This is a genomic window from Aeromonas allosaccharophila (genome assembly GCF_016026615.1).
Classification (GTDB): domain Bacteria; phylum Pseudomonadota; class Gammaproteobacteria; order Enterobacterales; family Aeromonadaceae; genus Aeromonas; species Aeromonas allosaccharophila.
This window is the reverse complement of record NZ_CP065745.1, coordinates 1,442,707-1,461,164: the sequence shown is the minus strand read 5'-3', so window position 1 is coordinate 1,461,164 and position 18,458 is coordinate 1,442,707. Positions and strand designations below refer to the sequence as shown.

General features: G+C 59.0%; 14 protein-coding genes and 1 pseudogene. 4 read left to right on the top strand and 11 right to left on the bottom strand.

The window, feature by feature from the left end; all coding sequences use genetic code 11:
• Nucleotides 1–86: 86 nt before the first annotated feature.
• From I6G90_RS06445 to I6G90_RS06430, 4 genes are all read right to left on the bottom strand, one after another.
• Nucleotides 87–3,143, bottom strand: coding sequence for an efflux RND transporter permease subunit (locus tag I6G90_RS06445; RefSeq protein ID WP_197930339.1), 3,057 nt, complete (start codon nucleotides 3,141–3,143; stop codon nucleotides 87–89).
• Nucleotides 3,140–4,249, bottom strand: a complete 1,110-nt coding sequence (locus tag I6G90_RS06440) for an efflux RND transporter periplasmic adaptor subunit (RefSeq protein WP_197930337.1) — start codon at nucleotides 4,247–4,249, stop codon at nucleotides 3,140–3,142. The genes I6G90_RS06445 and I6G90_RS06440 overlap by 4 nt, the downstream gene beginning before the upstream one ends.
• Before the next feature lie 74 nt (nucleotides 4,250–4,323).
• Nucleotides 4,324–4,941 carry a TetR/AcrR family transcriptional regulator gene (locus I6G90_RS06435; RefSeq protein WP_197930335.1) on the bottom strand — a complete coding sequence of 206 codons (618 nt, stop codon included), beginning with the start codon at nucleotides 4,939–4,941 and terminating at the stop codon, nucleotides 4,324–4,326.
• 512 nt (nucleotides 4,942–5,453) lie between these two features.
• Nucleotides 5,454–5,657 carry a CPXCG motif-containing cysteine-rich protein gene (locus I6G90_RS06430; protein ID WP_042059056.1) on the bottom strand — a complete coding sequence of 68 codons (204 nt, stop codon included), beginning with the start codon at nucleotides 5,655–5,657 and terminating at the stop codon, nucleotides 5,454–5,456.
• 276 nt (nucleotides 5,658–5,933) lie between these two features.
• On the opposite strand from I6G90_RS06430, the pseudogene I6G90_RS06425 reads away from it, so the two are divergent.
• Nucleotides 5,934–7,103: pseudogene (locus I6G90_RS06425) on the top strand (transposase domain-containing protein).
• A gap of 60 nt (nucleotides 7,104–7,163) precedes the next feature.
• Here I6G90_RS06425 and I6G90_RS06420 read toward each other — a convergent pair.
• From I6G90_RS06420 to I6G90_RS06400, 5 genes are all read right to left on the bottom strand, one after another.
• Nucleotides 7,164–8,756: an ABC-F family ATPase gene (locus I6G90_RS06420; RefSeq protein ID WP_033137261.1), complete on the bottom strand. Its 1,593-nt coding sequence runs from the start codon at nucleotides 8,754–8,756 to the stop codon at nucleotides 7,164–7,166.
• Nucleotides 8,757–8,922: 166 nt separating this feature from the next.
• Nucleotides 8,923–10,575, bottom strand: coding sequence for a cation acetate symporter (locus I6G90_RS06415; protein WP_197931171.1), 1,653 nt, complete (start codon nucleotides 10,573–10,575; stop codon nucleotides 8,923–8,925).
• An 11-nt stretch (nucleotides 10,576–10,586) separates the two neighbouring features.
• Nucleotides 10,587–10,898, bottom strand: a complete 312-nt coding sequence (locus I6G90_RS06410) for a DUF485 domain-containing protein (protein ID WP_005336970.1) — start codon at nucleotides 10,896–10,898, stop codon at nucleotides 10,587–10,589.
• Nucleotides 10,899–11,003: 105 nt separating this feature from the next.
• Complete coding sequence (locus I6G90_RS06405; protein WP_197930333.1) at nucleotides 11,004–11,630, bottom strand: 3'-5' exonuclease; 627 nt, start codon at nucleotides 11,628–11,630, stop codon at nucleotides 11,004–11,006.
• Nucleotides 11,631–11,632: 2 nt separating this feature from the next.
• Entirely contained in the window at nucleotides 11,633–13,420 is a 1,788-nt protein-coding gene (locus I6G90_RS06400; protein WP_197930331.1) for a putative nucleotidyltransferase substrate binding domain-containing protein, read from the bottom strand.
• A gap of 168 nt (nucleotides 13,421–13,588) precedes the next feature.
• On the opposite strand from I6G90_RS06400, the gene I6G90_RS06395 reads away from it, so the two are divergent.
• On the top strand, nucleotides 13,589–14,395 hold the full coding sequence (locus I6G90_RS06395) for a crotonase/enoyl-CoA hydratase family protein (RefSeq protein ID WP_197930329.1): 807 nt from the start codon (nucleotides 13,589–13,591) through the stop codon (nucleotides 14,393–14,395).
• 70 nt (nucleotides 14,396–14,465) lie between these two features.
• Here the strand turns inward: I6G90_RS06395 and I6G90_RS06390 are convergent, their stop codons facing one another.
• Nucleotides 14,466–15,965 (bottom strand): alanine/glycine:cation symporter family protein, encoded by a 1,500-nt coding sequence (locus tag I6G90_RS06390; protein ID WP_042062719.1) that lies wholly within the window; start codon nucleotides 15,963–15,965, stop codon nucleotides 14,466–14,468.
• 364 nt (nucleotides 15,966–16,329) lie between these two features.
• Here I6G90_RS06390 and I6G90_RS06385 point away from each other — a divergent pair, with 364 nt between their 5' ends.
• Both I6G90_RS06385 and I6G90_RS06380 read left to right on the top strand, forming a co-directional pair.
• On the top strand, nucleotides 16,330–16,767 hold the full coding sequence (locus I6G90_RS06385) for a GNAT family N-acetyltransferase (RefSeq protein ID WP_197930327.1): 438 nt from the start codon (nucleotides 16,330–16,332) through the stop codon (nucleotides 16,765–16,767).
• A gap of 76 nt (nucleotides 16,768–16,843) precedes the next feature.
• Nucleotides 16,844–17,605 (top strand): M90 family metallopeptidase, encoded by a 762-nt coding sequence (locus I6G90_RS06380; RefSeq protein ID WP_232254451.1) that lies wholly within the window; start codon nucleotides 16,844–16,846, stop codon nucleotides 17,603–17,605.
• A gap of 80 nt (nucleotides 17,606–17,685) precedes the next feature.
• On the opposite strand, the gene I6G90_RS06375 is transcribed toward I6G90_RS06380, so the two are convergent.
• Complete coding sequence (locus I6G90_RS06375; protein WP_042062716.1) at nucleotides 17,686–18,282, bottom strand: acetate uptake transporter; 597 nt, start codon at nucleotides 18,280–18,282, stop codon at nucleotides 17,686–17,688.
• Between the last annotated feature and the right edge of the window lie 176 nt (nucleotides 18,283–18,458).

The window sequence follows — 18,458 nt, the reverse complement described above, 5'->3', positions numbered from 1 at the left end:
TTGTATCTGCCAGCTCGAAGAGGCATCGATAACCTTCAGCACCAGGACGGGGTTTATCTCATTCCAACGTTTTGCTGATCCCTGTTTCAACCAGGCTGGATCCTGGACCAGATTGAATACATGGCGGGCAGGAACACGAGCGTCAGGATCGTGCCCGCAAAGGTGCCGCCGATCAGCGTGTAAGCCAGCGTTCCCCAAAACACCGAATGGGTTAGCGGAATAAAGGCGAGGATTGCCGCCAACGCAGTCAGAATGACCGGACGAGCACGCTGCACGGTCGCTTCAACTAGCGCATGGAAAGGGTCTAGCCCGGCCTGCTCGTTTTCACGGATCTGCCCGATCAATATCAGCGTGTTGCGCATCAGGATGCCCGACAGTGCAATCAGGCCAACCAGCGCATTGATGCCGAAGGGCTGCTGGAACAGCAACAGTGTCGGCACCACGCCGATCAGACCCAGCGGACTGGTCAGAAAGACCATGACCATGCCCGCCATCGAGCGCACCTGCAGGATGATGATGAGCAAGGTGATGGCCAGCATGATGGGGAAGATCGGCAACATGGCCGCCATTGCCTTGCCTGACTCCTCGATGGATCCGGCCTCTACGATGCTGTAACCAGCTGGCAGTGCAGCGATGAGGGGTTGCAATTGTCGGGTGATCGCCGTCGATACGTCTGGTGGCTGCAAGTTTTCGGCGATGTCACCCCGTACCGTGATGGTCGGTACCCGATCACGTCGGCGCATGACCGGCTCTTCCATGCGGACATCGACCTTGCCCACTTGCGACAACGGGATCCGCTGTCCATTGGCTCCAACCAGTGTGAAATCGCCAATTCTGGCCGGATCGAGCCGGTTGTTGCCCGCCGATCGCGCAACGACCTGTACCGTGCGAATGTCTTCCCGCACCGCAGTGACCGGTATGCCGCTGAGCAGGAACTGCAGTTGCTGTGCTACCGAGCTTGAGTTCAGCCCCAGCGCTTGCAGTCGATCCTGCTGCAAGGTGAAGTGCAGCGTCGGCACGCGGGCTCCCCAGTCGGTGTTGACCGTGCGCATCAGTGGGCTGGCGTGCATGATCTGTTGCACGTCAGCCGCAATGTTGCGCAGCACAGCCGGATCCGGTCCTGCCACCCGGTAGGCCACGGGGAAGGGGGAGTAGGGGCCGAACACCAGTTGGGTGACGCGCACCCGTGCCTCGGGGGCCAGTCCCTCGGCAATGGCTTGCCGCAGACGGTGTTTCAGGGCTTCACGTTCGGTCTGGTTGTCCGTACGCACCACTATCTTGGCAAACGACGGATCGGGCAGCTCAGGTCCCATCGAGAAAAAGAAACGGGGAGCCCCCTGGCCGACGTAGGCGGTGACGATCCTGGCCTCCTCCTGCCTGGCCAGCCAGGCTTCCACCTTGCCTGCCGCCAAGCTGGTCTGGGTAATCGAGGTGCCGTAGGGCATCTGTACTTCGATCAGGACTTCAGGGCGGTCCGAGATCGGGAAGAACTGCTTCTTCACCATGCTCATACCCAGCACAGATGCCACGAACAACGTGCCCACCGAGCCTGCTACGAGCCACTTGCGGGCGATGACGTTGCCCAGCAGTTTGCGAAAGTGCTGATAGCGCGGCGTGTTGTAGAGAGCATGGTGGCCGCCTGCGACTTTCTTGACATCGGGTAACAACTTGACCCCGAGGTATGGCGTGAACACCACGGCCACTACCCAGGAGGCAATCAGCGCGATGCCGACGATCCAGAACATGTTGCTGGTGTACTCACCCGCCGAGGAGCGCGCAAAACCATTGGGCATGAATCCGACGGCCGTGACCAAGGTGCCAGAGAGCATGGGCGCCGCGGTGTGACTCCAGGCGTAAGCCGACGCCGCGATGCGGTCATAGCCCTCTTCCATTTTCACTACCATCATTTCGATGGCGATGATGGCATCGTCCACCAGCAACCCCAGAGCCAGGATCAGTGACCCCAGGGTGATGCGGTCGAAATTTTTACCGGTCGCGAGCATCACGGCAAAGACCACGGCCAGCGTCAATGGCACGGCCGCGGCGACCACGACACCAACACGCCAGCCCATGCTGACAAAACTCACCAGCATGACCACGAGTACCGCCGCGAAAAACTTGATCATGAACTCATCGACCGCCGAACTGATGTTGACGGCCTGGTCGGTCACCTTGCTCAAGCTCATGCCCAGCGGTTGCTCGGCATTGATGGCGGTGATTTCGTTATCCAGGGCTTCGCCCAGATCGAGCCCGTTCCAGCCGTCGCGCATCACGATCCCCAGCAGCAGCGCAGGTTCGCCGCCATTGCGGATGATCAAGGTCGCCGGATCTTCATAACCCCGTTTCACCGTCGCGATATCAGATAGCGTCAGCGTGCGTCCCTGCGCCACGACGGGGGTATCGCGTATTTTTTGCAGCTCGTCAAAGGCACCGTCCAGGCGAATGAACACCTCGGGTCCCCTGGTTTCGATGGCGCCGGCTGGCGTCAAGGCATTCTGGCCGTTGAGGGCCGCGAACACGTCTTGCGGGCTGACGCCTAACGTGGCCAGGCGCTCATGGGAAAACTCGACATAGATCCGCTCAGACTGCTCGCCAACGATGTTGACCTTCTTCACCCCGGGCACATGCAGCAAGCGCTGGCGTAGCATTTCCGCATCCCGGACCAGCTCACGCTGTGGTACGCCCCTTGCCTTGAGTGCGAACAGGGCAAAGGTCACATCGGCATATTCATCGTTGAGAAATGGCCCCATCACGCCGGGTGGCAGATTGCGCACTTCGTCGCCGATCTTTTTGCGGGCTTGATAGAACTCATCCTGCACTTGCGACGGCGGGGTGCTATCCAGCAAGGTCAGCGTGGTGAAGGCCAGCCCCGGACGGGTGTAGGTTTCGCTGCGGTCATACCAGCGCAGCTCCTGCAGTCGCTTTTCGATCTTCTCGGCGACCTGATCTTGCATCTCCTGCGCGGTGGCGCCGGGCCAGGCGGTGATGATGGTCATGACCTTGATGGTGAATGAGGGATCCTCGGCCCGCCCCAGTTTGAAGAAGGCCGTGACCCCGCCCAGCGAGATCAGCAGGATCAGAAACAGCGTGATGGCGCGTTCGCGTACCGCAAGCGCCGACAGATTGAAGCGGCGTTTGCTCATGGGCGTGCATCCTCTGTTGTCACATCGGCAGAGGGGGCGAGCGTGCGTACCAACTCCCCTTCATGAAGCAAGTGCGCACCCATGGCGACCACCAGATCGCCTTGCTTGATATGGCCTGCAACGCGGGCAGCGTCACTGCCAAGGTTCAACACCGTAATAGGGCTCCATGAGACCCTTGTCGGTTGGCCGTGGACACGCCACACGCCAGGGCCTTTACCGGTATCGAACAAGGCGCTGACCGGGATCTGAATGCCCGCAGTTGCCGCAACCGGATCCTCGGTCAGATGGAGGGTAACGGTGGAACCCAAAGGTGCATTTTGCAGTGAACCCGTCAGCACATATCGTGCTTCAAAGGTGCGAGTGCTCGGGTCTGCTGCGTCCGACAGCTGCCTTAACGTTGCCGCCGCTGTGCCATCGCGTCTTCCGAAGAGTGTTGCCTGACCCCGGGAGCCCAATGGCGGGCGCAATGTTTCTGGCAATTGAATGACGGCTTCACGCGCCCCTGCGTGAGCAATGCGCACAACGGCTTGCCCGGCATTAACGACTTGCCCAGGCTCCACCAGAGTTGCGATTACGGTGCCATCAACATCGGCGATCAGATCCGTATAACCGGTGGAATTACGGGCCACTGCTGCTTGTGCTTCAGCGGCTCGCAGTTCGGCTTGGGCTGTCTCCATCGCCGCCTTGGCCTGATCGTAAGTGGCAACGGAGATCGCACCCGTACCGCGTAAATTTCGGTAACGGATTTCATCTTCCGCGGTTTGTTTCGCTCTTGCTCTGGCCGCCGCAACGAACTCCTGTTGTGCGTGTGCGGCGAGTTTCAAATCGACAGGGTCAATACGCATCAGCAGTTGACCCTGTTTAACGGTTTGCCCTGTGTCTACGAGGCGTTGCTGCACCTTGCCAGAGACACGAAATCCCAAGTCACTCTCAATGCGAGCTGCGACGACCCCGGTAAAAGAGCGTGATCCAACCTCAGCATCATGGACCGTGACGGTGCGCACCAGCGGTACTTGCGTACGTGGATCAGATGGTTGTTGCTCACTACAAGCCGTCAGGGCCAGCGGTAACGCAGTAATAATTGCAAGTATGCGGTGACGAGACATACACAAGCCTCCATGAAGAACGGTTCAGGAGGTAATGTGATTCAAGTGACCAAATTGGTCAATGGTCACAATCGCTATGGCGCGAGGCTGCGCAGCACCAGGTTAGATAACTGGGTCGGAGCCTTGTCAATGCAGTCGAAGTTGTGTTGCAGCATGAGGGGGTTTAAATAGGGCCTCATAACAAGATAAATTGCCGCGGTTATTTCATCCAACGGGGTTTTTCGCTCAAAGTCACCGGTTTTACGCCCCTCCTGCAGGATATCTTGCAGTAATGTCTGGATGTTCTGCTCATAGACGAGGGTGGCTTGCCAGCGTTCTGCTGCGGCTGAAGCCGCTATTTCATAGAGATTTCGATCCGCGGAGAACAACCGACAACTTGCCTTAATGATCTCTTGAAACATCCGGCGCAGCTTCTCGGGCGGCTGATCAACCTGTTCAATCGCTCTTCGAACATCCTCCTGGATTTCATCGAGGCAGTTTGCACAAATACTCTCGCCAATCGCCTGTTTTGACGCGAAGAATTTGTAAATATATGCCTTTGAAAATCCGATAGATTTTGCCAAATCAGACACAGTGGTCTTGCCATAGCCGTAGCGGCGGAAATGCTCGGTGGCTGCAACCACGATCTGATCCCGTACATCGTGATCAACAGGGCCTCGATTCAGCGCAGGAGTGCTGCTTTCTTCACTCATCATCTTTCTCTCTGACAGCCATACAGGGGATTTGGAATGTTAACGCGCTATAGTCAGATTGACAACGAGTGACCAATTTGAGATTTGGTTTTGGTTGTTGTCTGCAAGTGGTTATCTGCAAGTTGTTATCTGCAATAAGAATATGTTTCCAAAATACTCTTCATCATGTTTGCCATGGTCAGCTCGCTGGCCGGCTGCGTTGATGGGCCTGACGATACCCTTCGGCACTCTCCGCTTTTGGGCAATGTATATGGGCAGTTCTCCCAAGCAACCAGTGACGATGAGAAACGCAGCTGGCAACAGACAGGGGCTTGACCTGCGCAGCAAGAAGGTAGGAGGAATAGGGCAAGAGCGGTGGGCGGCACTTCGGACCAACCTGCCGCGCTGGCAGCAAAGCGATTAAAAAGCTAATAAAAACAATGCCAGCCAGACTTGACTGACTGGCATTTTACCCGTTGGGTTGCCTGTGTCCCGGGCATCGATTGTTCAGGACCATTGTTCAGGACATAGATTCAAAACATCTGCTCGTCGTCCGCATCCACAAACAACTGCAAACAGTCGCGGGCTTCGTCGCGATGGAGCCGCAGATGGATCGGATTGCAACAGGCCATGCAATCTTCGTAGAACTCTTGATCACCCTGGCTGGCATCCAGCTCGACCATGGTGTGGTGGCCGCAGTGGGGGCAGACGATGCGCTTGCTGGTGTACTCGATCATGATAACCTCCTCGGGCCCTGGGGCCGCCTATCTACCCTGATTCTAGTCGGGCTGAAGGGGGTTAACCGCGAGCAAACGCACGTTTATGACAGAGATCAAGCCAGAGAGATGACCGGTGGCAACGGATTGGGCGGGTCGTGTGCGAGAGGGGGAATTTGGTTGCGATTGGCAGGTAAAAAAGGTGGGGCAACGGTAATGCCGATCAGTTAAGGATCCATTGACCGATCCTGCTGATGTGTAAAAATCCGAAACCTGTTGATTGGTTTCGGATTTTTTATGCGTATCGTACAGGCTCTCGACTTCCTCCACGCCAGCAATCCCACTCAGTTTGAGTCACTCTCCGACCTCATTTCCCCCGAGCTCATCACAACTCTGCTCGGTGAAGAGGGCGTCGTGACCCTGCGCCGTCGCCGTATGCCCATGGAGCGTCTGGTCTGGGCCATCATCGGCATGGCCATGTTCCGCCATGTCCCCATGACCCAGCTGGTCAATCAGCTCGATATCCTGTTGCCCGGTGACCGTCCCTTTGTTGCCCCCAGCGCCTTCCTGCAAGCCCGCAAAAGCTCGGGGACAAGAGCATCGAGCGGTTGTTTCACGAGACCGCCTCGCGCTGGCACCAGCAGGCCAATCACCCCGGCTGGGCCGGGCTGCAACTGCTCGCCGTCGATGGCGGGATGTGGCACACGCCCAATACCCCGGACAATGCTACTGCGTTTGCCAAGCCGGCACCCAGCATGGCGAGACCGCTTATCCGCAGGTGCGCATGCTCTGCCAGATTGATCTCACCAGCCACCTGCTTGTTCAAGCGGTCATGGAGAGCTGCGCCGTCAACGAGATGGTGCGCAGCTGGGGCGTCAGGATGTGCTAGTGCATCTGACGACCAGTCCACAGGCACGCAAGAAGTGGCCACAGTTGCCCGAAACGGTGGAGACCCGCTTGCTGACCCGCACTATCAATTGTAAGGAGCGGCAGGTACGGACCTCGATGGTTGACCCGATGTGCTTCCCGGGTGCCGACATCATCGAGTTTTACAGCCACCGCAGGGAAATTGAGTCGGGCTATCGGGAGATGAAGCACAGTTTGCAACAACACCGACTGACCCTGCGCAGCAAGAAGGCGGCTGGAATACGACAGGAGCTGTGGGGTGTGCTGCTGGCGTACAACCTGCTGCGCAGCCAGATGGTGAAGATGGCGGCGAGCCTGAAGGGATACACGGCGAGCCAGCTGAGTTTTCACATGGCGTCGGTATACCTCATCCATGAACTGAGCTGCATGCCGTACATGTCACCGGGGACTATCCCGAAGCGGGTGGCTGAGCTGGAGAGACAAGCGGGACAGTTTGTGTTGCCGGAGCGAAGGGATCGAAGTAACCCCCGCTGCGTGAAGCCAAGGCCACAGAGGTATAGTGTGAAAAAAGCCAATAAAAACAATGCCAGTCAGGCTTAACTGACTGGCATTAAGCACATAGGTGCCGGTTTGTCATTGCTAGCGTGTGCAGAGCAGAGGTTAAACCACGCCCTGAGTGCGCAGGTAATCCTCGTAGGTACCGCCGAAGTCGCGGATACCGTCTTCGCTCAGCTCCAGGATGCGGGTCGCCAGGGAGGAGACGAATTCGCGGTCGTGGGAGACGAAGATCAGGGTGCCCTTGTACATCTCGAGGGCCAGGTTCAAGGATTCGATAGATTCCATGTCTAGGTGGTTGGTCGGCTCATCCATGATCAGGATGTTGGGGCGCTGCATCATCAGCTTGCCGAACAGCATGCGGCCCTGTTCACCACCGGAGAGCACCTTGACCGGCTTTTTGATATCGTCCTGAGTGAACAGCAGACGACCGAGGATAGAGCGAACCGCCTGCTCGTCTTCGTTCTCCTGTTTCCACTGGGCCATCCAGTCAAACACGTTGAGATCGGTGTTGAAGTCTTCGGCGTGATCCTGAGCGTAGTAGCCGATCTGGGCATTCTCGGACCACTTGATGGTGCCGGTATCCGGCGCCAACTCGCCGACCAGGGTCTTGATCAGGGTCGATTTACCGATACCGTTGGTACCCAGAATGGCGACCTTCTCGCCCACTTCCAGCATCATGTTGAGGCCCTTGAACAGGGGCGCCTCACCGTAGCCTTTGGATACACCTTCGATTTCCAGGATGTTGCGGTAGAGCTTCTTCTCCTGCTCGAAGCGGATGAAGGGGTTCTGACGGCTGGAGACCTTCACTTCCTCAATCTTGATCTTGTCGATCTGCTTGAGGCGGGAGGTGGCCTGGCTGGACTTGGATGCGTTGGCACTGAAACGGGAGACGAAGGATTGCAGATCGGCGATCTGGGCCTTCTTCTTGGCGTTGTCGGCCAGCAGACGCTCGCGTGCCTGGGTGGCGGCCAGCATGTAGTCATCGTAGTTGCCCGGATAGACGCGCAGCTCGCCGTAGTCCAGATCCGCCATGTGGGTACAGACGGAGTTAAGGAAGTGACGGTCGTGAGAGATGATGATCATGGTACTTTCACGATCGTTGAGCACCTGCTCCAGCCAGCGGATGGTGTTGATATCCAGGTTGTTGGTCGGTTCGTCCAGCAGCAGGATGTCAGGGTTGGAGAACAGCGCCTGTGCCAGCAGCACCCGCAGTTTCCAGCCCGGGGCCACTTCACTCATCGGACCGTTGTGCTGTTCGATGGGAATACCGGCACCCAGCAGCAACTGACCGGCACGCGCTTCGGCGGTGTAGCCGTCATATTCAGCGACCAGCCCTTCCAGCTCGGCGGCCTTCATGTAGTCGTCATCTGTTGCTTCGAGGTTGGCGTAGATGGCATCGCGCTCGGCAATGGCTGCCCACAGCTCGGTGTGACCCATCATGACCACATCCAGGACACGGGTATCTTCGTAGGCGAACTGATCCTGGCGCAGCTTACCGATGCGCTCATTGACGTCCAGGCTCACATTACCGCCGCTGGGCTCAAGATCGCCGCCGAGGATCTTCATAAAGGTGGACTTGCCACAGCCGTTGGCGCCAATAAGGCCATAGCGGTTGCCGCCGCCAAACTTGACGTTGATGTTCTCGAACAGCGGCTTGGCGCCGAATTGCATGGTGATGTTATTGCTGCTTAACAAGATGAGTGTCCCGGTTGGTCTGTCAAATGGCGCGCATTATGGCACAGATCCCCAAAAAGTTTTAGCAAGAACTGTGATCTGGATCGGTCAGATGGCTATTTGGCCGCAGAGGGAGCCACCATGAAAAAAGCCGGCACGAGGCCGGCTTGCGTGTGTCATCCCATCATCAGTGGGAGGTGGCGCCAGAGGCACCGAGCCCGGTTTGTGAACGAACGAACTGCGGCAGGAACTTGGCATGCTCGTCAGCGGCGTTCTGGGAGCTGTCGGTGATGGAGAAGAACCAGATCCCGGCGAAGGCCAAGCCCATGGAGAAGAGGGCAGGGTATTCGTAGGGGAAGATAGCCTGGGCATGACCCAGCACTTTCACCCACACGGTCGGGCCCAGGATCATCAGGGTCACCGCGCTCACCAGTCCCAGCCAGCCACCGTAGACGGCGCCACGGGTGGTGAGACGGGACCAGAACATGGAGAGGAACAGCACCGGGAAGTTGCAGCTGGCCGCGATGGAGAAGGCCAGACCCACCATGAAGGCGATGTTCTGCTTCTCGAACAGGATCCCCAGACCAATCGCCACCACACCCAATACCACAGTGGTGTATTTGGAGACGCGCAGTTCATCGGTCTCGTTGGCCTTGCCCTTCTTCAGCACGCTGGCATAGAGGTCATGGGAGACCGCAGAGGCGCCCGCCAGGGTCAGCCCGGCAACTACTGCCAGAATGGTGGCAAACGCCACGGCAGAAATGAAGCCGAGGAACAGGCTGCCACCCACCGCATTGGCCAAGTGGATCGCTGCCATGTTGGTGCCGCCCAGCAGCGCGCCAGTAGCATCCTTGAAGGCCGGATTGGTACTGACCAGCAGGATAGCGCCAAAGCCGATGATGAAGGTGAGGATGTAGAAGTAACCGATAAAGCCGGTGGCGAAGAAGACGCTCTTGCGTGCTTCCTTGGCGTCACTCACGGTGAAGAAACGCATCAGGATATGGGGCAGACCGGCGGTACCGAACATCAATGCCAGACCCAGCGAGATGGCGGAGATTGGGTCAGCGACCAGGCCACCCGGGCTCATGATGGCGATCCCTTTCTCGTGTACCTTGACCGCTTCGCTAAACAGGGCGCCGATATCGAAGTTGACCGATTTCATGACCATGATGGCCATGAAGCTGGCACCGGAGAGCAGCATCACTGCCTTGATGATCTGCACCCAGGTGGTGGCCAGCATGCCGCCGAACAGCACGTAGAGCACCATCAGGATACCGACCAGCACCACGGCCACATGGTATTGCAGACCGAACAACAACTCGATCAGTTTGCCGGCACCGACCATCTGGGCGATCAGGTAGAGGGCGACCACCACCAGTGAGCCGCAGGCGGAGAGGGTGCGCACTTCAGTCTGCTTGAGGCGATAGGAGGCGACATCGGCGAAAGTGTATTTGCCGAGGTTGCGCAGTCGCTCCGCGATCAGGAACAGAATGATGGGCCAGCCCACCAGAAAACCGATGGAGTAAATCAGGCCATCGTAACCGGAGGTGTAGACCAGCGCGGAGATCCCGAGGAAGGAGGCGGCGGACATATAGTCACCGGCGATGGCCAGACCGTTCTGGAAGCCGGTGATACGACCACCGGCCGCATAGTAATCCGAGGCCGAGCGGTTGCGCTTGGAAGCCCAGTAGGTGATGAACAGGGTGGCGGCCACAAAGACCACAAACATCACGATGGCCGACACATTGAGGGGTTGGCGTTGTACCTCGCCGGTCAGCGCATCCGCTGCCATCAGGGGGGAGGAGGCCAGTGAGGCCAACAGCAGCAAGTTGCCTTTCATGCTTTTTGCGCTCATGACTGCACTCCCTTGAGGATCTTCTGATTCAGCTCGTCAAACTCGCCGTTGGCCCGAAACACATAGATGCCGGTCAGCACGAAGGAGGAGAGGATCAGTCCCACCCCGACCGGAATGCCACGGGTGACGGTGGTGCTGTCGCTGAGCGGGGTGCCGAGCCAGCCGGGGGCAAAGGCGATGAGCAGAATAAACGCCAGGTAGAGTCCCAGCATCAGAGCCGAGAGGGCCCAGGCAAAACGCTGGCGCTTGGCGACCAGCTCCTGGAAGTTGGGATCTTGCTGGATCCTCAGGTAGCTTTGCTGTTCCATTGCAGTTCTCCATGACATAAGTGTCAGCGGTGGATGGGGTAACCCCGACGAGCAGGGGACCTGCTCATGTAAGCAAAATGTGAATTAAATGTTATTTGCGGGCAATTAGACTTTGGGATAAGCCAGCGGTGAGCCGCAGGTGAGGCGCAGGTAGATGAGCGCGGCTGTAGTGGCATCGGCAAGGGCATCGTGGGCGGGCAGGGGGGGGAGCGCCAAGTGACGGCAGATGGCACTCAGGTGCAGGTCGATGGCCGCATCGGGATAGCGGCGATAAAGGTGGTCGTGATAGAGCTGGCTTACCTCGATCCCTCGCTGGGGCAGGGTTAATCCCCACAATTTCTGGCAGGCGAGATTGAGAATGCGCAGGTCGTAGGCGATGTGATAGCCCACCAGTTCACGGGGGCCGATAAAGGCCAGAAGCAGGCGCAGCGCGGCTTCCAGCGTCATCCCCTGTTGCAGATCCTGATGGCGCAGGCCGTGGATCACCACCGATTGGCTGGTCAGGCTGGCCGGTGGCTGCACCTTGATGGCGAGCGCCTCGCCGGTCAGCAGCCGGTTGCCCTGAATGCGCACCGCCCCGATGGAGACGATCTCGGCCTGCTCGGGATCGAGACTGGTGGTCTCGAAATCGAGGGCGATCCGTTCATCTTCGGGTGGGGTGGCAAAGAGCGGCGCGAACTCGCCCGTTCGGAAGGCGCGGCCATACCAGTAGCGTCGAGCGCGGCTCAACATGGTTATTGTCTCAGACGAAAGTGCAAGGTGAGCCACTGCTGGAACTTCTTCACCTGATGCAGCGCCTGACGCAGCAGATCCCGCTCGCTGTGGCTGAGATCCTGTGTCTGCACCCGACTGTTGCCCCCCTTGAGCTGGCTGCGCAGCCTCAGTCGGATAAAGAGCCGGAACGCCTCCGCCAGATTGCTGCCATAGTCGGCACTGAGCCGCTCGGCGGCCACCAGTGCATCGATGCGCCCCAGGGTCGAGGTCTCCATTATTCCCCCCTCAATGGCCAGCATGCGGATACCGTGTACCAGCGGGAACAGTGCGCCCCGCTTCAGATCCAACCCTTCCGGTGGCTGCTCCAGTCGGCCAAACAGGGTGAGGGGGGCATGAAAGGCCACAGCCGGTCGCACCATCTCTGCCAGCAGATCCCGCCTGTCTGCCAGCTGCTCGCGCAGTGCTCTGGCAACAGGCAGATGCAGCTGGCGATCTCCCGCGATGGGGTGGGCATCGGCCAGGGTGGCGAGCCAGAGCAGCTCATCCTCTTTCGCCGTGGTGCAGGCGCTGGCAATGGCGCTTTGCCACTCGCTGCCCGTTTTTACCCAGGCCGGATTGTTCACCATCACCTGTCCGGGGCAGAGGGGGTAGCCGAGTCGCTCCAGCAGGGCGCTGAATTCGGCCAGATCCGCGGCTTGGGTGGGCCATGTCAGCCCTTCTGGCAGGATCAGGGCGTTGTCCTGATCGGTTTTGAGGATCTGCTCGCCGCGCCCCTCCGAGCCCAGCATCAGCAGGCAGACGTTATCCTGCACCTCGGGGGGGATCACCAGCGCAAAGGCTTTGGCGATCAGCTGTTCGTTGATGGTGGCGATCAGCTTCATCAAAAAGGCGGTGTGGATCCCTTGGGCAAACAGCGAGCGGGTCAATTGCTGCTGCTCGCGGGCCACCGCCTCCAGTGCTGGCTGGCTGTCGGCGCGGGCGATGCGCAAGGTCAGCACATGGGAGTGGGTCGAGAAGAGCCCCAGCACCTGGGTCAGTTGCAAAATGCCCGCCACCTCGTTGCCGCGCCACACCACCAGTCGCTTGATGCGATGGCGGGTCATCAGCAGCAGGGCATCAAACAGATAGCTCTCCAGCGGCAGACCAATCAGCGGTGTGGGGGTCAGCACCGAGAGGGGCGCTGTCAGCGGCAATCCCTTGAGGGTCAGGGCGTGGAGCAAGGTCTTGCGGGTTGCCAGCGTGAGGGAGCCATCGTGGGCCGGGTAGAGCAGGCAATCGGTCCCCTTGCTCACCATGGCTTCGGTCGCCGCCAGCAGCGACAGCTTGCTGTCGACGATAAGCGGTGGTTGCAGATGGCCGGGTTCGATGCGGGTCAGGATAAATTCCGCCAGATTCTTCTGACCCAGTTGCTCGCGTTGCTCCTGCTGTTGCTGGCGCTCGGCCAGATTGGCGGTGAAGTAGCTGGCAAACTGCGGATCCTGCTCACAGAGCGTCAGAAAGGTGTGACGAGGGATGAGCTGGCAGAGGCTATCTTCCAGCGCGGTAAAGCGGTGGCGGCAGCGGCCGTCAAACTGGGCGCGCACATCGAACAGATCATCGACCCCGTAATCACCAAACGGGTGGTGAGGGGCCGACTCTTCTACAGCCCCCTTGATGATGAGATAGAGGCCGGGAGGCTCGTCCCCCTCCTTGAGCAGCAGATCCCCGGCCCGAAAATAGCAGAGCGAAAGGTGGCGTGAGAGCCGCTCGCGCGCCTCCTCGTCCAGTCGGTCGAACGGTGGTCTGGCAAAATTGAACAGGGTTGACATGACAGCGTCCTCTGCTGGCTTGCGGCACTCATGCAGCTCCCAGTGTGACAAAGGGAGGGAGAGGCGACCAGCCGACTTTAGTCTCAGCTGTACCGGATGATAACACTCTGATAACGTGGTGGTATGACCAGTGAGTCAGTTTCAGGGATCAAGGAGAGGACAAGGGAGATGGAAAAACCAAGGATCAAGTGCGAGATCCACGACGGGATTGCCGAAGTGATGCTGGCGCGGGGGGATAAACTCAATGCGCTGGACCGCGCCATGTTCAGCGCCATCGATGAGACACTGACGCAGCTCGCGCAGCACAAGGGATTGCGGGCGGTGATCCTGCACGGTGAGGGGCGGGCCTTCTGCGCCGGGCTGGATGTGAAATCCATGCTGAGACAGCCGGTAGCGGCGCTCGATATTCTCAAGCGCGAAGCGGACGAGGCGACCAATCTGGCCCAGCGCGTTGCTTATGGCTGGCACCAGCTGCCGGTGCCGGTGATTGCGGTGACCCAGGGGGTCTGTTTTGGCGGTGGCCTGCAGATCGCCCTTGGCGCCGATTTTCGTTTCAGTACCCCCGATTGCCGGTTCTCGGTGATGGAGATCAAGTGGGGCATCATTCCCGACATGAGCGGCAGCGTCACCATGCGCAACCTGATGGGGGTGGATACCGCCATGGAGCTGGCCATGAGCGGGCGTGAGCTGGATGCCGTCGAGGCCAAATCCCTCGGGCTGGTGAGCCGGGTTTGTGCCGATCCGCTGGTGGAGGCGCGGGAGTTTGCCCGCACCCTCATCACCAAATCGCCCGATGCGCTGGCGGGGATCAAGCAGCTCTACAGCCAGGCCTGGGCCCGCAGTGACGAGGCGATGCTCAAAGAGGAGACCCGGCTGCAAAAGCAGATCCTGGGGCGCCCCAATCAGTGGCGGGCTACCTTTAACAGCCTGTTTCGCTGGCGTCTGCCATTCGGGCCGCGCCGCAATCCGCTTTGAGATGAGGTGACAGGAAAAAGAAATGGCAGCCGAGGCTGCCATCTTTATTGATGTCTTATGTCGTTCAGGTTCAGGAGATCTTGCGATCCTGATCCGGTTCGAACGGGTGACCGGATTTCTCCAGTTCCAGATTCTCTTCGGAGCGCTTGCCCACCCAGTAATCGGCGTTTTTGATGCCGAGCTTCTCCGGGTGGAACACCGGATCCAGCCCTTGTGCCTGTTGCGCCTCGTAATCCTTCAGGCAGGTGAAGGCGGTCTTTTGCAGCAGCAGAATGGCGATGATGTTGAGCCAGGCCATCAGACCGACCCCGATATCACCCATGCCCCACGCCAGATCCGCCGTCTTGACGGTGCCGTAGACAGTGGCGGCCATCAGCGCAATCTTCAGCAAGAAGGTGAGCCAGGGGCGATTTATCTTGCGGTTGATGTAGGCGATGTTGGTTTCGGCGATGTAGTAGTAGGCAACGATGGTGGTGAACGCGAAGAAGAACAGCGCGATAGCCACGAAAATGCTGCCAAAGCCCGGCATCATGCTCTCCATGGCGGTCTGCACATAGCCCGGGCCCGCAGCGATACCGGCAATACCGGTGTAGAGGGCGGCGCCGTCCGGCCCTTGTACGTTATAGAGACCGGTGATCAGCAGCATAAAGCCGGTGGCAGAGCAGACGAACAGGGTGTCGATATAGACGGAGAACGCCTGCACCAGACCCTGCTTGGCCGGGTGGCTTACTGCCGCAGCAGAGGAGGCGTGCGGCCCGGTACCCTGACCCGCTTCGTTGGAGTAGACCCCGCGCTTCACACCCCACATGATGGCCAGACCCAGAATGGCACCGAAACCGGCATCCATACCGAAGGCGCTCTTCCAGATCAGCAGGATCACGCCCGGCAGGGCAGAGATGTTGAGGGCGATAATGACGCAAGCCACGATGATGTAGCCGAGCGCCATAAAGGGCACCACGGTACTGGCGAAGCTGGCGATACGCTTGACTCCGCCGAAGATGATAAAACCGAGCAGCAGCGCCAGACCGGCGGCGGTGACGTTCGGATCGATATCAAAGGCGGTCTGCAGGCTGGAACCGATGGAGTTGGCCTGCACCCCCGGCAGCAGCACGCCGCAGGCGAAGATGGTGGCGATGGCGAAGGTCCAGGCATACCACTTCATGCCAAGCCCTTTCTCGATGTAGAAGGCCGGGCCGCCGCGGTACTCACCGTTGATCTTCTCTTTGTAAACCTGACCCAGGGTGGACTCCACGAAGGCGGAGCTGGCGCCGAGGAAGGCCACCATCCACATCCAGAACAGGGCGCCCGGGCCACCGAAGGTGATGGCGGTGGCCACACCCGCGATGTTACCGGTACCCACGCGACCGGCCAGGGTCATGGCCAGCGCCTGGAAGGAGGAGACACCGGCATCGGTGCTCTTGCCATCAAACATCAGCCGCACCATCTCTTTGATATGACGCAGTTGCAAAAAACGGGTGCGCAGGGAGAAGTAAAGACCGACCCCCAGACACAGGTAGATGAGCGCAGGGCTCCAGATTACACCATTGATGGCATTGACGATTTCATTCATGTACAACAACTCCTTTGTTGTGTTTGTGGCGCTGTCTTGGCGAGATCTTGGCCTCGCTCTCTGTCACTGTTTTCGGCCCTGACTGTTAACAATCCAGTTAACAAACGAGCACGGGGTTGAGGGGTTAAGCAGAGCGCAAAGGCGCGCCATGCATGGCTTGTAACATATCGAGTTGTATCGGTGCTTCCCAGCTAAAAATGTCGTTTTGTTGCAAATTTGTGAATTGACAAGGGTGGGTGGATAATGGCAGGCAGCGTTTTCTATGAGTAAAGATGAGATCCTCCTTGTTGATCTGCGCCGAGCAATGTGACGGGCGTAACACAATGGAAAGCAAACATGAGGCCAACAATGCATGAGGCCAACAATGAAAGATACCTCTGACATATTGACGATCCGTCCCCCTGAGGCCGACGACGGGAGCGCCATCGCCCACCTGTTCACCCAATTGGGGTATCCTGCCGAGGGCGCAGACGTGACGGCGCGCCTGTTGGCGCCGGATCCCGCGAGCTCGGTGCTGCTCGCCTCCCAGGCTGACAAGGTGGTCGGCGTGTTGGTGTGGCACAAGCTGGCACCGCTGCATGTTGCACCAGCATGGGGCCTGATCTCGGCGCTGGTTGTCGATGAAGGGGCAAGAGGGGCGGGAGTGGGCGCAGCCTTGCTCAAAGGAGCCGAACAGATGGCGCGGGCCGCAGGTTGCGCCCAGCTGGAACTCTCCAGCAGTCTCAAGCGCGAGGCGGCCCACCGTTTCTATCTGACGCAGGATTATCAGGAGCGGCCGAAACGGTTCGTCAAACTGTTGTGACCTGTTTTTTGCATCAAAAGAAGGAGTAGGCGTGCTGGGATGGTTCAAATGGCTGGGTGCTCGCCCGCAAACGTCCATGAGTGAGGATGAGTTGGCGCTGTGGCGTCAGGCGCTGGCGGCAGTGCCTATCTTGCAAGGGCTCAGCGACACCGAGCAGACCACGCTTATCGGGTTGGGGCAACAGCTGCTCAAACGCAAGACCCTGACCCTGATCGGGGTAGCGCTCAGCCCTCGTCAACAGGCGGTGCTGGCGCTGCAGGCGGCGTTGCCCATCTTGCACCTCGGCGTTGACTGGTATCGCGGCTTTCACGAAATAATCATCATTCCCGAACCCGTGACCCGACGCCAGGAGGTGCAGGATGAGTTCGGGCTGGTGAGCGAGGTTGAAGAGGAGAACGCCGGTGAATCCTGGCCGCAAGGGCCGCTGGTGCTGGCCTGGAGCGAGCTGCAGCAGGATGGCGACTGGGACGGCTTTAATCTGGTGATCCACGAGTTGGCCCACAAGCTCGACATGCTGGGTGGTGAGGCGGACGGCACGCCGCCGTTGCCGGGGCAGATGAGCAGCCAGCTGTGGCAGCAAGCCTTTCAGGCCGCCTTCGATGAACTGTGCCAGCAGCTCGATCGGGACGAGGTAACCGCCATCGATCCCTATGCGGCCGAACATCCCGCCGAGTTTTTTGCCGTCAGCTGCGAGTGCTTCTTTACCGATCCGCTGCGGCTTCGTAGCGTCTATCCCGAGGTTTACCGTCAGCTGAGCCTGCTGTTTAGTCAGGACCCGGCGAGTCGTTTTCCGCCAACCCGTCTATTAGCCGGAGAGGGAGATAGTCGGTTGTTGTGAATCCTGAGCAGCAAATCCAGCATCGTAGATAGTAAAAAAGCACCCGAGGGTGCTTTTTTACTATCTGAATGGCTTGCCTATCAGGCAGCGGCTTTCAGCTGTACGGCGGCGGCTTTCTTGTGATCGCCGATCGGCATCACGGTGCGGCCGAACTGCTCGTTGATCACGGTGGCCATGGCCAGGTAGATGGCGCTGGCGCCACAGATGATGCCTTCGAAACCGGCGATGGTGCCGATCAGGGTGCTGCCGGTGAAGTCACGGGCGGCCAGCAGGAAGAACAGCACGGTCAGGGAGGCGAACACGAACTGCTTGGCACGCGGGTAGTTGACAGTACCGACCAGCATGAACAGGGTGAAGACACCCCACAGCAGCAGATACCAGCCCATGTAGGCGTGCGGGGTGGCTTCGGCCAGACCCATGGTCGGCATCACCAGCAGGAACACCAGGCTCAACCAGAAGAAACCGTAGGAAATAAAGGCGGTCACACCGAAGGTGTTGCCACGCTTGTACTCCATGATACCCGCGACGATCTGGGCCATACCGCCGTAGCACAGGCCCATGGCCAGGATCATGGCGCTGATGGGGAAGAAACCTGCGTTATGGATGTTCAGCAGGATGGTGGTCATACCGAAACCCATCAGACCCAGAGGGGCAGGGTTGGCCAATTTTTCGCTCACGTGGCGTTCTCCAAAAATAGAGGTGGGGGGTTAACAAAAGACGCGCGATTTTAGGCAGGCTGTGGCGCGCCCGCAAGGGGGCAAGGGGGATAAATCGTAAAAAAACTACGTGATTATTTGCATCAGAGGCCAAATGCTCACCAAAGCAGGCTGTTTGGTGAGCAAAAGGTGTCAAA